At 33.8% G+C, this 15,096-nt stretch carries 12 protein-coding genes; 1 reads left to right on the forward strand and 11 read right to left on the reverse strand.

Annotation, left to right across the window (positions count from 1 at the left end; all coding sequences use genetic code 11):
• Nucleotides 1-156: 156 nt before the first annotated feature.
• From priA to gmk, 4 genes are all read right to left on the reverse strand, one after another.
• Nucleotides 157-2,565 (reverse strand): primosomal protein N', encoded by a 2,409-nt coding sequence (gene priA, locus NST10_RS04195; RefSeq protein WP_000560856.1) that lies wholly within the window; start codon nucleotides 2,563-2,565, stop codon nucleotides 157-159.
• Complete coding sequence (gene coaBC / locus NST10_RS04200) at nucleotides 2,565-3,764, reverse strand: bifunctional phosphopantothenoylcysteine decarboxylase/phosphopantothenate--cysteine ligase CoaBC (RefSeq protein WP_000722165.1); 1,200 nt, start codon at nucleotides 3,762-3,764, stop codon at nucleotides 2,565-2,567. The genes priA and coaBC overlap by 1 nt, the downstream gene beginning before the upstream one ends.
• A gap of 215 nt (nucleotides 3,765-3,979) precedes the next feature.
• Nucleotides 3,980-4,198, reverse strand: coding sequence for a DNA-directed RNA polymerase subunit omega (gene rpoZ, locus NST10_RS04205; RefSeq protein ID WP_000933956.1), 219 nt, complete (start codon nucleotides 4,196-4,198; stop codon nucleotides 3,980-3,982).
• Complete coding sequence (gene gmk, locus NST10_RS04210; protein WP_000368225.1) at nucleotides 4,198-4,821, reverse strand: guanylate kinase; 624 nt, start codon at nucleotides 4,819-4,821, stop codon at nucleotides 4,198-4,200. The genes rpoZ and gmk overlap by 1 nt, the downstream gene beginning before the upstream one ends.
• A 274-nt stretch (nucleotides 4,822-5,095) precedes the next feature.
• Between gmk and NST10_RS04215 the strand changes: the two genes are divergently transcribed.
• Nucleotides 5,096-6,793 (forward strand): NFACT family protein, encoded by a 1,698-nt coding sequence (locus tag NST10_RS04215; protein ID WP_000312771.1) that lies wholly within the window; start codon nucleotides 5,096-5,098, stop codon nucleotides 6,791-6,793.
• Between the two features lie 262 nt (nucleotides 6,794-7,055).
• On the opposite strand, the gene NST10_RS04220 is transcribed toward NST10_RS04215, so the two are convergent.
• The 7 genes from NST10_RS04220 to NST10_RS04250 all read right to left on the reverse strand — a co-directional run bounded on the left by NST10_RS04220 (nucleotide 7,056) and on the right by NST10_RS04250 (nucleotide 15,091).
• A complete protein-coding gene (locus NST10_RS04220; RefSeq protein ID WP_000354184.1) occupies nucleotides 7,056-7,457 on the reverse strand; it encodes a VOC family protein in 402 nt (133 codons plus the stop codon).
• A 436-nt stretch (nucleotides 7,458-7,893) separates the two neighbouring features.
• Entirely contained in the window at nucleotides 7,894-8,106 is a 213-nt protein-coding gene (locus NST10_RS04225) for a hypothetical protein (protein WP_000998559.1), read from the reverse strand.
• A gap of 29 nt (nucleotides 8,107-8,135) precedes the next feature.
• Entirely contained in the window at nucleotides 8,136-8,747 is a 612-nt protein-coding gene (gene pyrE / locus NST10_RS04230; RefSeq protein ID WP_001040248.1) for an orotate phosphoribosyltransferase, read from the reverse strand.
• Complete coding sequence (gene pyrF / locus NST10_RS04235) at nucleotides 8,747-9,439, reverse strand: orotidine-5'-phosphate decarboxylase (protein ID WP_339211450.1); 693 nt, start codon at nucleotides 9,437-9,439, stop codon at nucleotides 8,747-8,749. The genes pyrE and pyrF overlap by 1 nt, the downstream gene beginning before the upstream one ends.
• 109 nt (nucleotides 9,440-9,548) lie before the next feature.
• On the reverse strand, nucleotides 9,549-12,722 hold the full coding sequence (gene carB, locus NST10_RS04240; protein ID WP_001126264.1) for a carbamoyl-phosphate synthase large subunit: 3,174 nt from the start codon (nucleotides 12,720-12,722) through the stop codon (nucleotides 9,549-9,551).
• Nucleotides 12,715-13,815 (reverse strand): glutamine-hydrolyzing carbamoyl-phosphate synthase small subunit, encoded by a 1,101-nt coding sequence (gene carA / locus NST10_RS04245; protein ID WP_001190910.1) that lies wholly within the window; start codon nucleotides 13,813-13,815, stop codon nucleotides 12,715-12,717. Before carA ends, carB begins: the two co-directional genes overlap by 8 nt.
• Nucleotide 13,816: 1 nt before the next feature.
• A complete protein-coding gene (locus NST10_RS04250) occupies nucleotides 13,817-15,091 on the reverse strand; it encodes a dihydroorotase (protein ID WP_000767018.1) in 1,275 nt (424 codons plus the stop codon).
• Between the last annotated feature and the right edge of the window lie 5 nt (nucleotides 15,092-15,096).

A 15,096-nucleotide genomic window follows, 5' to 3' on the forward strand; every position in this document is an offset into this window, starting at 1 on the left:
CACGTAAGTTATAAAGCCATATAAAAAGACAGAATATAAACTGCTAATTTAAATGGTTAACAGTTGTATATTCTGCCCTTTTTCTGCCCTTAAAGTAAAAACAAGACCTTTCAAACTCTTAGGAAACATTGGTATTAAAGTGTTTTAGTCAAAAAATTACATCATCATCTGTGGATCAATATCAATCTTCAACGCTAATTTTTCTTTTATAAATTTTTCATGGTAATAGTCATCTAAAAACTGAATGGCTTGTAATAATCCAGGTTCACTTTTATATTTCACTAAAATTTGGAATCTAAATTCATTGTTGATTCTCGCAAGTGCTGCCGGAGATGGACCTAGTACAAGCGCTTTTTCTGTTAAATGCTGTAATAAAATTTTATGAACATGTTGCGATGCTTCCATAACCTTCTTCATTTCTTTATGTGAGATTGTGAAATTAATCAAATAATAATACGGTGGATACTTTCCTAATTTACGATATTCCATTTCCTGACGATAAAATGTTAAATAATCATTTTTTTGAACATCCAATATTGAATAATGATCTGGATTATACGTTTGAATGATGACTTGACCTGCCTTTTCATGACGACCAGCTCTACCAGCCACTTGCGTTAATAGTTGATAAGTACGTTCGCTCGCCCGAAAATCAGGTAAATTTAACATTGTATCTGCATTCAGCACACCAACTAAAGTAATGTTTGGATAATCTAATCCTTTCGCAATCATCTGAGTACCTAGTAAAATGTCACCGTTACCTTTTTCGAATTCAGTCAATAACTTTTCATGTGCACCTTTCTTTGAGGTTGTATCTACATCCATCCTAATTATGCGCGCATCTTCAAATTCTTGTTGCAATAGTTCTTCAACTTTCTGAGTACCAGTACCTACTTGTCGAATGTGTTCACTCTCACAATTTGGACATTGATTCGGTGGTGTCTCTTGGTAACCACAATAGTGACATTTTAATAAGTCTGTCGTTTTATGATACGTTAATGAAATATCACAGTTTGGGCATTGCGGTACATATCCACAATCCCGACATAACATAAATGATGCATAACCACGTCGATTTAAAAATAAAACAACTTGTTCCTGTCGATCTAATCTTAATTGTATGGCTTCACGTAAATCTTTTGAAAACATTGACCGATTACCTTCACTCAATTCTTCACGCATGTCTACGATATCAATTTCAGGTAAAGCTTGTTGGTTCACTCTGTTTGGTAATGATAGCAAATGATAAACACCTTTTTCAGCTCGTGCATAACTTTCAAGACATGGTGTTGCACTTCCTAAAATGACTGGGCAGTGATGATATTCACTTCGCCATTGGGCAATTTCTCTAGCGTGATATCTCGGATAATCTTCTTGCTTATATGTAGATTCATGTTCTTCATCAATGATGATTAACCCTAAATTTTTGAAAGGTGCGAACACACTTGACCTTGCACCAACACTTACTCTCGCACGACCATCCCTAATTTTTTGCCACTCATCATAACGTTCCCCATTAGATAAGCCAGAATGTAATACAGCAACGTCATCACCAAATCGACGTTTGAAGCGTAAAACCATTTGCGGTGTTAGAGCGATTTCAGGAACTAACATCATCGCCTGTTTTCCTTGACTTAAAACATCTTCTATCGTTTGTAAATATACTTCTGTTTTACCTGATCCCGTCACACCATGAAGTAAAAATGTTTCTTGCTCTTGGCTTACAATTTTAGCTTTAATCGCTTCATATGCTTTATATTGGTCTTCTGTTAATTGCTGTTTTGATTCTTGTTCGAAAACACGATCTTTAAATGGGTCTCTTTCAACAACCGCGTCATATTTTTCAACATAACCTTTTTTGATAAGTCCATCTAAACTAGATTTTGAAAAGCCCATATCCTCAATATCAGTTAAAAATATTGTTTTATGTTGTTCTTCAGACAAGTAAGCATACAAATCATATTGTTTAATAACTTTCTCCAACTTAGCTAATACTTCATCAGGATGATACCCTTCAATGACACGAACAGCACGCTTGGTTTTTTTAGTTATATTTTGTGTGAGAATCGTTCTTTCTTCAACGATATCATCTTTTAACAACTTCATAAGCAATTGAATATCATTATTTTTTTGCGCATCTTTATAATAATAGTAACCATGCTTATCAAATTTTTGTAATAAAGTTGAAGGTACCTCTATGTCATCTTTCATCTTAAATGCTTTTTTATACTTCGCTTTAATAGCACTCGGAAGCATCACTTCTAGCATAGAAATACGTTTAATGACATGAGTTGAACCCATCCACTCACTTAAAGCTATTAATTCTGATGTTAATTCTGGTTGTATATCTTTCACTTCTATGATTTTTTTTAACTTCGAAACGTCAAGTTGTGCATCAGGTTCTGCTGTTACTTCCATTACATAACCTTGAATCGTTCTTGGTCCAAAAGGTACAATCACACGCACACCAGGTTGGATGACAGATTCGAGTTGTTCGGGAATTATATAATCAAATTTATAGTCAACGCTCTTCGACGCGACATCGACTATGACTTTCGCTATCATTATTGCCACCTAGTTTCTAGTTCATCTAAAATTTGTGCAGCTAATACTACTTTTTTTCCTTTCTTGATATTTACTTTTTCATTATTTTTAAAATGCATTGTCAATTCATTATCATCAGAACTAAATCCGATAGACATATCTCCAACATTATTTGAAATAATCACATCTGCATTTTTCTTGCGTAATTTTTGTTGTGCATAATTTTCAATATCTTCAGTCTCTGCTGCAAAGCCTATTAAATACTGTGATGTTTTATGTTCACCTAAATATTTAAGAATGTCTTTAGTACGTTTAAAAGATACTGACAAATCACCGTCCTGCTTTTTCATCTTATGTTCTAATACATCAACCGGTGTATAGTCAGATACGGCTGCTGCTTTTACAACAATATCTTGTTCGTCAAATCGGCTTGTCACTTGTTCAAACATTTCTTCAGCACTTTGAACATGAATAACTTCAATATCTTTTGGATCCTCTAGTGTTGTAGGCCCCGCAACTAATGTCACGATAGCTCCTCGATTTCGCAATGCTTCAGCTATTGCATAACCCATTTTTCCAGAAGAACGATTGGATACAAATCTGACTGGATCGATAACTTCAATAGTTGGTCCGGCTGTAACCAATGCGCGTTTATCTTGAAATGAACTATTAGCTAAACGATTACTATTTTGAAAATGAGCATCAATAACAGAAACGATTTGAAGCGGTTCTTCCATACGTCCTTTAGCAACATAACCACATGCTAAAAATCCGCTTCCTGGTTCGATAAAATGATACCCATCTTCTTTTAAAATATTAATATTTTGCTGCGTACGTTTATTTTCATACATATGCACATTCATAGCAGGCGCAATAAATTTCGGTGTCTCTGTTGCTAGCAACGTTGATGTCACCAAATCATCAGCAATACCTACACTCAATTTTGCAATTGTATTTGCCGTTGCAGGTGCAACAATGATTGCATCTGCCCAATCACCTAATGCTATATGCTGTATTTCTGAAGGATTTTCTTCTATAAAAGTATCTGTATAAACAGCATTTCGACTTATTGCTTGAAATGCTAATGGTGTCACAAATTTTTGTGCGTGATTCGTTAACATAACGCGAACTTCATACCCAGATTGTGTTAACTTACTTGTCAAATCAATCGCTTTATATGCCGCAATGCCACCTGTAACGGCTAACAATATTTTCTTCATATTCAATCTCCCTTAAATATCACTATGACATTTACGCTTTACATCATCATATGCGCACAAATGCTCATTACTTTTTTATAGATACAAATTTAGTATTATTATAACATCAATCATTGGATAAACTAAAAAAACACACCTACATAGGTGCGTTTGATTTGGATATGCCTTGACGTATTTGATATACGTCTTGCTTCACATATTTTTAATGGTCGAAACTATTCTTTACCATAATAATCGCTTGAAATAACAGGGCGAATTTTACCGTCAGCAATTTCTTCTAACGCTCTACCAACTGGTTTAAATGAATGATATTCACTTAATAATTCAGTTTCAGGTTGTTCATCAATTTCACGCGCTCTTTTCGCTGCAGTTGTTGCAATTAAATACTTTGATTTAATTTGTGACGTTAATTGGTTTAATGGTGGATTTAACATTATTTTTTAGCCTCCAAAATCATTTTTCTATACTTAGCTTCTACGCGCTCTCTTTTTAAGTGCTCAGCTTCTACAATACATTGAATTCTATTCTTCGCAAGTTCTACTTCATCATTAACTACAACGTAATCGTATAAATTCATCATTTCGACTTCTTTACGTGCTTCGTTAATACGACTTTGTATTTTCTCATCAGATTCTGTTCCTCTACCTACTAATCGCTCTCTCAAGTGATCTAAACTTGGAGGTGCTAAGAAAATAAATAACGCATCTGGAAATTTCTTTCTAACTTGCTTTGCACCTTCTACTTCAATTTCTAAAAATACATCATGACCTTCGTCCATTGTATCTTTAACATATTGAACTGGTGTACCATAATAGTTGCCTACATATTCAGCATATTCTATAAATTGGTCATCTTTAATTAAAGCTTCAAACGCATCCCTAGTTTTAAAAAAGTAATCTACGCCATCAACTTCACCTTCACGCATTTGACGTGTTGTCATTGAAATAGAATACTTATATGATGTACTTGGATCTTCAAATATTCGTTTTCTAACAGTACCTTTACCTACTCCAGATGGTCCTGATAAAACGATTAACAATCCTTTTTCATTATCCATGCCTTACGACCTCTCTAAGCTAATCTTCTATTATTTAAATATGATATCACATTGTTCTTTATATTGTATAGCATATTTGAAATTGCATGCCATAATTTCTATTAGGTCTAACAATATCGTTATATTGCACGATTAATTTTAATTAAATAAATTGAATTGCGAACTTTTAGATAATGTTAAATGTGTGGCATAATGTATGATTCAATAACTATACCGAAAAGTTACAATCATGTTAAAATGAAACGAATGATATGAAGAAGGTGGAAGATAAATTATGGCTTATGATGGCTTATTTACAAAGAAAATGGTTGAGTCTCTACAATTTTTAACAACAGGACGCGTTCACAAAATCAATCAACCTGATAATGACACGATACTAATGGTTGTACGTCAAAATAGACAAAACCATCAATTGTTATTGTCAATCCATCCAAACTTTTCAAGATTACAATTGACTACTAAAAAATATGATAATCCATTTAATCCACCCATGTTTGCGCGTGTTTTTAGAAAACACTTAGAAGGTGGTATTATCGAATCGATTAAGCAAATTGGTAATGATCGTCGCATTGAAATCGATATAAAGAGTAAAGATGAAATTGGCGATACTATTTACCGCACTGTCATCCTTGAGATTATGGGTAAACATAGTAACTTAATTTTAGTAGATGAAAATCGTAAAATAATTGAAGGATTTAAACACTTAACACCAAATACGAATCACTATCGAACAGTAATGCCAGGATTTAATTATGAAGCACCACCTACTCAGCACAAAATGAATCCGTATGATATTACAGGTGCAGAGGTGTTGAAATATATCGATTTTAACGCAGGTAATATTGCTAAACAATTATTGAATCAGTTTGAAGGGTTTAGCCCTTTAATTACGAATGAAATCGTTAATCGTCGTCAATTTATGACTTCATCAACTTTACCAGAAGCATTCGACGAAGTAATGGCAGAAACCAAGTTACCACCTACTCCTATTTTTCATAAAAATCATGAAACAGGTAAAGAGGATTTCTATTTTATAAAGTTAAATCAATTTAATGATGATACAGTTACGTACGATTCATTAAATGATTTACTTGATCGTTTTTATGATGCGCGTGGCGAACGGGAACGCGTTAAACAACGTGCGAATGATTTAGTTCGATTTGTTCAACAGCAGTTGCACAAATATCAAAATAAATTAGCGAAGTTGATTGAAGAATATGAGCAGTCTAAAAATAAAGATACTGAACAGTTATATGGTGAATTGATTACTGCTAATATATATCGAATTAAGCAAGGCGATAAAGAAGTGACGGCATTGAATTATTATACGAATGAAGAAGTTGTCATTCCTTTAAATCCTACAAAATCCCCATCTGCAAATGCTCAATATTATTATAAACAATATAATCGTATGAAAACGAGAGAACGTGAATTACAGCATCAAATTCAATTGACGAAAGACAATATAGATTATTTTTCAACAATCGAACAACAATTACATCATATTTCTGTCCATGACATTGATGAAATTAGAGATGAATTAGCAGAACAAGGCTTTATGAAACAGCGTAAAAATCAAACTAAGAAAAAGAAAGCGCAGATTCAATTACAACATTATGTATCAACTGATGGCGACGATATATATGTTGGCAAGAATAACAAGCAAAATGATTATTTAACAAATAAAAAAGCTAAAAAAACTCACACATGGTTACACACAAAAGATATTCCTGGTTCACATGTCGTTATATTTAATGATGCACCAAGTGATACGACAATCAAGGAAGCGGCTATGTTAGCAGGATACTTTTCAAAAGCTGGTAATTCTGGACAAATACCTGTTGATTACACGTTAATTAAAAATGTGCACAAACCATCAGGTGCAAAGCCTGGGTTTGTAACATATGACAATCAAAAAACTTTGTATGCTACACCTGATTATGAACATATTCAAAAAATGAAACAATCATAATCAAGTTGTCGACAAATAAACACCTCACCATAAGAAAGGCCTACTTTCTTTTGCGAGGTGTTTATTTTTAATTTGATGCGTTCATTGAAACGAAGTATCGTGTTTTTTAATAACGTATCATCATTTAAGTTAAAAATTATCTTTGTGATTTTAAAAATGAGTGAAACTAAAATGATAATGTGTACTTAAAATAGGAATACATAGGTAAAACGCATGCATAAGAAAAAGTGTTTCTTTATCATTCAACGCTGTACGAATCCTTTTACTCAGGTAATGCTAATTGAAAACTTACTCCAAACTTATCTTGAACCCAAGCAAACTCTCTGTATGGTGGCATATTCGTTTTTGGCATTAAAATGGCACCTTCATCTTTTAATCCATTAAATAGTCGTTCCATTTCAATAGTATCTTTTACTGTAACAAATAATGAAATCGCAGGATTCATTGGTAATTCTGTGCCACTATTAGCATCAATCGCCATGAATACTTGTCCATTTAATGTAAATATTGAGTGTTGTACAGTCCCAGGATCACCAGGTCCATTTTCACCATACTTAGCCATTGTTATAATCTCACTATCTTCAAATAAGCTTGTGTATAGTTTAACAGCTTCTTCAGCTTGGTTATTAAACATTAAAAATGTCGTAATTTTTGGAATATCCATGCTATGCCTCCTATAGATTGAACTTCTATAACTACTATTATCTTAACATAATTAAAATGACAAAAGCGCGTCGTACCGTTATGTGCACGAATGACAAATGTCTTATTGGCCTGTTGATTAAATCACATAGTTAACGATAAAAATTACGCAAGATTAAAAATATGATACATATGTTAATAAATGATACTTATCATAGGTATTAATGTTTTGACTTATTGTCAAATTTGATTACAATTAAAATTAAGTTAAAGGAGGGACGTTATGTTACATTATGTGATTCCAGTATTAGTCCTATTACTCGTATTCTTAATTGGTTGGATTTTAATAAAGTTAATTATCCGCTAATAAATTTTTTATATAATAAAAGCTATAGTGTTTGTAATATTCGGATGCGGTTAAGCAGCCCCTGATATTAAACACTATAGCTTTTTTGTTTTTAAATTTGTCCTTGTTTACGTAATATATCCTTTACATGTTTAAATAAATCATCATTATGATTTATAGTTGTTTTATTTTTTATATGTTTTTGCTTCGTTGAACTTTCGTCGACATCGTGACTACTAGATAGATTGGAATCATTTGAATGATTGATAAATTCGTTACAATGTTTTATCTTCCCATATAAATCATTAGATGTTTTGTCATTCATTTGTTGAATTCCTCCTTCTAGTGTCTATATTATGCTAAGTTGTCTCTCCATTCAACTAATGTTTGGATATCTTCACTAGAAATTTTACCTTCATTTTCAGCTACTTCAATTAATTCATTGTAATCACTTAAAGTGTAAAAAGGTAGTTGAATATTGCTAAATGTATCATCTGCTTTTTTCAAACCGTAAGTAAAGATAGCAACAACACCTAATACTTCTGCACCTGCTTGTTTTAAGGCTTCAACTGCTGTGACTGAAGATCCCCCTGTCGAAATTAAATCTTCTATCACAACTACTTTTTTACCTTCACTTTTAGCACCTTCAATTTGATTTTGCTTACCATGACTCTTATTTGATGAACGAACATAATTCATTGGTAATTTTAATTTTTCAGCAATAAAAGCTGCATGTGGAATACCAGCTGTTGCAGTACCAGAAATAACTTCTACTTCAGGAAAGTGTTCTTTAATTAAGTTAATTAAACCATCGCGGATTGCGCCTCGAACTAAAGGATAACCTAACGTAACACGGTTATCACAGTAAATCGGTGATTTAATACCTGAACTCCATGTATATAAATCATTTGGTGATAATGTTACAGCTTCAATATCTAATAATGATTTTGCAATTTCTTTAGCCATTATACTAACCAACTTTCTTTAATTTTATGATAACTTTCGACTGGATTGTCACTTTGTGTAATCGGTCTACCGACTACAATATGCGTCGAACCAAGCTGTCTTGCTTCTTCCGGTGTCGTAATACGGTGTTGGTCATCTTGAGATGCACCTTTAAGTCTAATGCCTGGTGTTACTTTTAAAAATGATGTACCTAACTTTTCAGTCAACATACGACTTTCAAGAGGTGAACAAACAACGCCATCTAAACCAGCTGCATTTGCTAACTTGGCATAATTTAAAACGGCCTCTTCAATCGATGTTTGTATATTTTGTTCGTGTCGTAACATGTCTTCTGTTGTTGACGTAAGCTGTGTTACTGCAATAATTTTTGTATGTTGATTATGTTTTCTTAATCCTTTAATGGCCTCAGACATCATTTTTACGCCACCAGCAGCATGAACATTTACCAGATCAACATTCAATTTAGCTAGTCCTTCCATCGCTTTACCAACTGTATTGGGAATATCATGCAGTTTTAAATCTAAAAATACATCATGCCCTCTTTCTTTTATCTCATTAATTAATTGAGGACCTTCTTGATAAAAAAGTTCCATACCTACTTTTACGAATAATGATTCATCAAATAAATCTAAAAATTGATTTACTTTTTCTTTTGATTCAAAATCTAATGCAATAATTGGTAAATCTTTCATCATATATGTCTCCCTTTACGTTAAGAAATTCACTAAAATAATGAGGCTGTAATATAAACTTCTTTAAGTAAATGGTTAATTACAGCCCCACCGATACAGTTTGATTGATTTACATTTGACGCATTGTAAATGTCATACTTTCAATTACATTCGTTAAGGCATTAGCTGTATCTAAAGATGTCAAACATGGAATACCATTTTCAACTGTAGTACGTCTAATTTGGAAGCCATCTCTTTCTACTTCTTTACCTTTAGTCATTGTATTTATAACGATTTGAACATCACCATTTTGAATACGTGTTAATAAATCATTTTCGCCACCAATTTTGCCTACTACTTCTGCAGGTATGTCATACTCAGCTAATTTATTAGCTGTTCCAGACGTTGCTAAAATTTTATAGCCAACTTCATTTAAGCGTTGTGCCAATTTAACAACTTCCTCTTTATCTTTGTCACTGACAGTCATTAATACTGTACCGTGATCTTTAACTTCAACACCACTACCTGTTAACCCTTTGAATAACGCCTTTTCTAATGTTGTATCTTTCCCCATTACTTCACCTGTAGACTTCATTTCAGGTCCTAAAGTAATATCAACATTTTTCAATTTATTAAAACTAAATACCGGTGCTTTCACAAATACACCCTCAGCATATGGTTGAACCCCTTCTTGATAACCCATATCTGTTAGTTTTTCCCCAATGATTGCTCGCATAGCTAATTGTGCCATTGGAATATCAGTAATTTTACTTAAGAATGGTACCGTTCTACTAGAACGTGGATTTACTTCTAAAACATACACACCATCGTGAGCTATAACGAATTGAATGTTGATTAAGCCAATGATGTTTAAACCTTTAGCTAATTTTATAGTATAGTCCTCAAGCGTTGCTAACTCGTCTTCTGTCAAAGTTTGTGGCGGATATACAGCGATTGAGTCACCACTATGCACACCAGCACGTTCAATATGTTCCATAATTCCTGGAATAATGACCGTTTCTCCATCACAAATCGCATCAACTTCAATTTCTTTACCAGTTAAATATCTATCGACTAATACCGGATGTTCCGGACTCGCTTTTACAGCCTGGGTCATATAGTTTTCTAACTCTTTGTCATTGTCTACAATTTCCATTGCGCGACCACCTAATACATAAGAAGGTCTTACTACAACCGGATATCCGATTTCTGCAGCATTCGCTAATGCTTCCTCAGGTGATGTAGCTGTTTTCCCTTGTGGCTGTGGCACGTTAATTTTTCTTAATAGTGCTTCAAATTCTTTTCTATCTTCAGCACGATTTAGATTTTCTAGTGAAGTACCAAGTATTTTAACACCATGTTTAGCCAATTTGTCTGCTAAATTAATCGCTGTTTGTCCTCCAAATTGTACAACGACACCTTTAGGTTTTTCTAAATTAATGATATTCATCACATCTTCTTCAGTTAAAGGTTCAAAGTATAATTTGTCAGAAATTGAGAAGTCTGTTGAAACTGTTTCTGGATTGTTATTCACAATTATCGCTTCGTACCCTGCTTTTTGAATTGCCCAAACGGCGTGAACTGTCGCATAGTCAAATTCTACACCTTGGCCGATTCGAATTGGTCCAGAGCCTAATACTAAGATTTTTTCTTTGTCAGTAACTATGGATTCATTTTCAGTTTCGTATGTACCATAATAATATGGTGTTGAAGATTCAAATTCAGCTGCGCAAGTATCAACCATCTTGTAAACAGGTTTAATATCATTTTCCATACGCAATTGATATACTTCTTCTTCCGTCATATTAAAGCGATGCGCTATTGTTTTATCACTAAATCCATAATCTTTTGCATATTTAAGATATTCTAAATCACCTTGATGCTCTTTTAATTGATGCTCAATATCAATAATGTTTTGGAACTTGTGTAAGAAGAAGTAATCTATCTGAGTCATATTATGAATTTCTTCTAATGTTGTGCCTCTTCTAATTGCTTCGCCGATGAAAAATAATCGTTCATCATCTTGGTGTGAAATACGTTCTTTAATATAATCAAGATCGAAGCTTTCACCATTTGGTAATCCTAAGTGATGCACACCATACTCAAGTGATCGAATTGCTTTTAACAATGATTCTTCGTAAGTTCGACCAATGGCCATAACTTCACCTGTTGCTTTCATTTGTGTGCCAAGCTCTCGTTCTCCTTTTTCAAATTTATCAAAAGGAAATCTTGGTATTTTTGAAATCACATAGTCTAAAGTTGGTTCAAACGCTGCATAAGATGTTCCTGTAATTGGATTTAACATTTCATCTAATGTTAGACCAACCGCGATTTTAGCAGCTAATTTTGCAATAGGATATCCTGTTGCTTTTGAAGCTAACGCTGATGAACGTGATACACGCGGATTTACTTCTATAATATAATAATCGAATGAATGGGGATCTAATGCTAATTGAACATTACAACCACCTTCGATACCTAATGCTCGAATAACTTTTAATGAAACATCACGTAACATTTGATACTCAACATCCGATAATGTTTGGCTAGGAGCTACAACAATTGAATCGCCTGTATGAATACCAACTGGATCAATATTTTCCATGTTACATACAACGATGGCATTATCGTTTTTATCACGCATTACTTCGTATTCGATTTCTTTAAAACCTGCGATAGATTTTTCTAATAAACATTGCGTTGCTGGACTATAATGAAGACCATTTGAAACGATTTCATGTAATTCTTCATCATTATGACAAATACCGCCTCCGGTACCACCCATCGTAAATGCTGGTCTAACAATTAGCGGGTATCCCACTTGCTCTTTGAATTTAAAGGCTTGCTCTACTGTATTTACAATGTCACTCTCTGGCACAGGAACGTTTAAATCATTCATTAATGTTCTAAACATTTCACGGTCTTCTGCTTGTTGAATTGATGTTAGCTCAGTTCCTAATAATTGGACGTTATTATCTTGAAGCACACCACTTTCGTGTAGTTGAATCGCCATGTTTAAACCTGTTTGACCACCTAAAGTTGGAAGTAAAGCGTCAGGTTGCTCTTTACGTATAATTCGCGCTATAAAATCATGAGTTAACGGTTCGATATATACTTTATCCGCAATTTCCTTATCAGTCATGATTGTCGCTGGATTTGAATTTACAAGAATAACTCGGTATCCCTCTTCTTTTAAAGCTAGACATGCTTGTGTTCCAGCATAATCAAATTCAGCTGCTTGACCTATGATAATTGGCCCAGACCCTATTACTAAAATTGTTTTGATATCATTACGTTTAGGCATTGATATGACGCTCCTTTTCCTTAAAATTAGTCATCATTGCTACAAAATCATCAAATAGATAGTTTGAATCTGACGGTCCTGGATTTGCTTCAGGATGGTATTGAACAGAAAATGCTGGTAATGTTTTATGTTTTAAACCTTCTACAGTACCATCATTTAATGCAAGATGAGTAACTTCTAAATCAGTACTTTTTAACGAATCTATATCTATTGCATATCCATGGTTTTGACTCGTAATATCAACTTTTCCAGTCTCTAAATTTTTAACTGGATGGTTCGCACCACGATGACCAAACTTCATTTTAAATGAGCTTGCTCCTTGAGATAATGCAAAAAGTTGATGTCCTAGACAGATACCAAAGAACGGAATTTTCCCTAAAATTCCTTGAATCATTAGAATCGCACATTCTACAACTTCAGGATTACCTGGTCCGTTTGATAGCATAACGCCATCTGGAGCCATTGCTAAAATTTCTTCGGCAGTAGTTGTATATGGTACAACTGTGACGTTACAACCTCTGACGTTTAATTCTCGAACAATATTTTGCTTCTTACCAAAGTCTACAAGTACGACACTTAGATCCTTACCTGTCGAAACATACGGTGTTTTAGTCGAAACGATTTCTACTTCGTTTTTAGGTAATTCTACTTGTTGTAAATGTTTGACAAGTTGATCAATATCTTCTTTTCGATCAGTAAAACCAGCTTTTAACACACCGTGTTGTCGAATTTTACGCGTAATACTTCTTGTATCAACACCTGCAATCCCTGGAATTTGATGCAATTCTAAAACGTCATGAAGTGTCTTTTGCTGTCTAAAATTACTTGGATGCGCACTCGCTTCTTTCACTACAATACCGTTTAATGTAGGTACTAATGATTCAAAATCGTCTCTATTGATACCATAATTACCGATTAATGGATACGTAAAAGTAATGATCTGACCTGTATATGATGGATCTGAAATAGTTTCTTGATAACCTGTCATCGCTGTATTAAATACAATTTCTCCTACAGTTAAGTTATCAGATCCTAAACGGTAGCCTTCGTAAAAAGAACCGTCTTCTAACACTAGATAACGTTTGCTTTGCATATTATTTATCCCCCTCAAATTTAACTTCGCCTTCAACCATTGTTAAGATCGGATTTCCATAAACTTTATAGCCGATAAATGGTGTATTATCTGCTTTTGATAAGAAATCTTCTCCTTTAATTTCTTGTTCACTATCTAAATCAATGATTGTTAAATCTGCATAACCATTTTCTTTTAATGTGCCGTATTCTAAATTAAATGTTTCACATGGTTTAATTGTTAAGTAATCTACTAATTGTTGTAATGTCCAATCACCATTTTTTACAAAATGCGTATATAATAATGGGAATGCTGTTTCACTGCCAACAATTCCGAATGGTGCTTTTTCCATTGGTTGTGCTTTTTCATCACGTGCATGTGGTGCATGGTCTGTTGCGATACAGTCAATTGTACCGTCTAGTAACCCTTCTAACAAAGCCTCTCTATCTTCAGTACTTCTCAATGGTGGATTCATTTTATAAATGGCATTATTACCAGGAATATCATCTTCTGTTAACAATAAATGGTGTGGTGTAACTTCAGCTGTAACATGAATGCCTGCGCGTTTAGCATCACGAATGACTCTAACACTTTCTTTAGTAGAAACATGACATACATGATAATGACAACCTGCTGCTTCAGCTAATAGTACATCTCTTGCGATTTGAACAGATTCACAAATGTTTGGAATACCTGGTATACCTAACTCTTTACTGCGTTTCCCTTCATGCATTGCACCACCATAGATTAATGAATTATCTTCACAGTGTGCTACGATGGCTTTGTTTACTTTTGCAGCTTCAATCATGCCTTCATACATCATGCTTGCAGTTTGTACTCCTACACCGTCATCTGTAAACGCAAAGGCACCTTCTTTTACTAGTGCTGGGAAATCAACCAATTCTTTACCTAATTGACGTGTTGTAATTGAAGCATAAGGTAATACACGTACTTGAGCATTGTCATCGATTAATTTTTGTAAAGCTTCAAAATGTTCTACAGAATCTGGTACCGGTCTTGTGTTAGGCATTGGACATACAGTTGTAAATCCGCCTCTAGCAGCAGCTTTAGTACCAGTTTCAATTGTCTCTTTATATTCACCACCAGGTTCGCGTAAATGAACATGAACATCGACAAATCCAGGTGACACAAAGTGACCTTTCGCATCTATGATGTCAATACCATTGCTTGGTTCAATTGCAGGTGCAATTTGTTTAATTACCTTACCATCAATTAAAATATCTGCTTGTTGTAATTCACCATTTTGTAATACTTTACCGTTTTTAATTAATTTCATCATTT

Source organism: Staphylococcus sp. FSL W8-0305, from assembly GCF_037966415.1.
Lineage (GTDB): Bacteria > Bacillota > Bacilli > Staphylococcales > Staphylococcaceae > Staphylococcus > Staphylococcus aureus.

Bases quoted from the DNA above. Each gene is read 5' to 3' on its own strand.
- priA (WP_000560856.1), bottom strand. From the start codon at position 2,565: ATGATAGCGAAAGTCATAGTCGATGTCGCGTCGAAGAGCGTTGACTAT.
- coaBC (WP_000722165.1), bottom strand. From the start codon at position 3,764: ATGAAGAAAATATTGTTAGCCGTTACAGGTGGCATTGCGGCATATAAA.
- rpoZ (WP_000933956.1), bottom strand. From the start codon at position 4,198: ATGTTAAATCCACCATTAAACCAATTAACGTCACAAATTAAATCAAAG.
- gmk (WP_000368225.1), bottom strand. From the start codon at position 4,821: ATGGATAATGAAAAAGGATTGTTAATCGTTTTATCAGGACCATCTGGA.
- NST10_RS04215 (WP_000312771.1), top strand. From the start codon at position 5,096: ATGGCTTATGATGGCTTATTTACAAAGAAAATGGTTGAGTCTCTACAA.
- NST10_RS04220 (WP_000354184.1), bottom strand. From the start codon at position 7,457: ATGGATATTCCAAAAATTACGACATTTTTAATGTTTAATAACCAAGCT.
- NST10_RS04225 (WP_000998559.1), bottom strand. From the start codon at position 8,106: ATGAATGACAAAACATCTAATGATTTATATGGGAAGATAAAACATTGT.
- pyrE (WP_001040248.1), bottom strand. From the start codon at position 8,747: ATGGCTAAAGAAATTGCAAAATCATTATTAGATATTGAAGCTGTAACA.
- pyrF (WP_339211450.1), bottom strand. From the start codon at position 9,439: ATGAAAGATTTACCAATTATTGCATTAGATTTTGAATCAAAAGAAAAA.
- carB (WP_001126264.1), bottom strand. From the start codon at position 12,722: ATGCCTAAACGTAATGATATCAAAACAATTTTAGTAATAGGGTCTGGG.
- carA (WP_001190910.1), bottom strand. From the start codon at position 13,815: ATGCAAAGCAAACGTTATCTAGTGTTAGAAGACGGTTCTTTTTACGAA.
- NST10_RS04250 (WP_000767018.1), bottom strand. From the start codon at position 15,091: ATGAAATTAATTAAAAACGGTAAAGTATTACAAAATGGTGAATTACAA.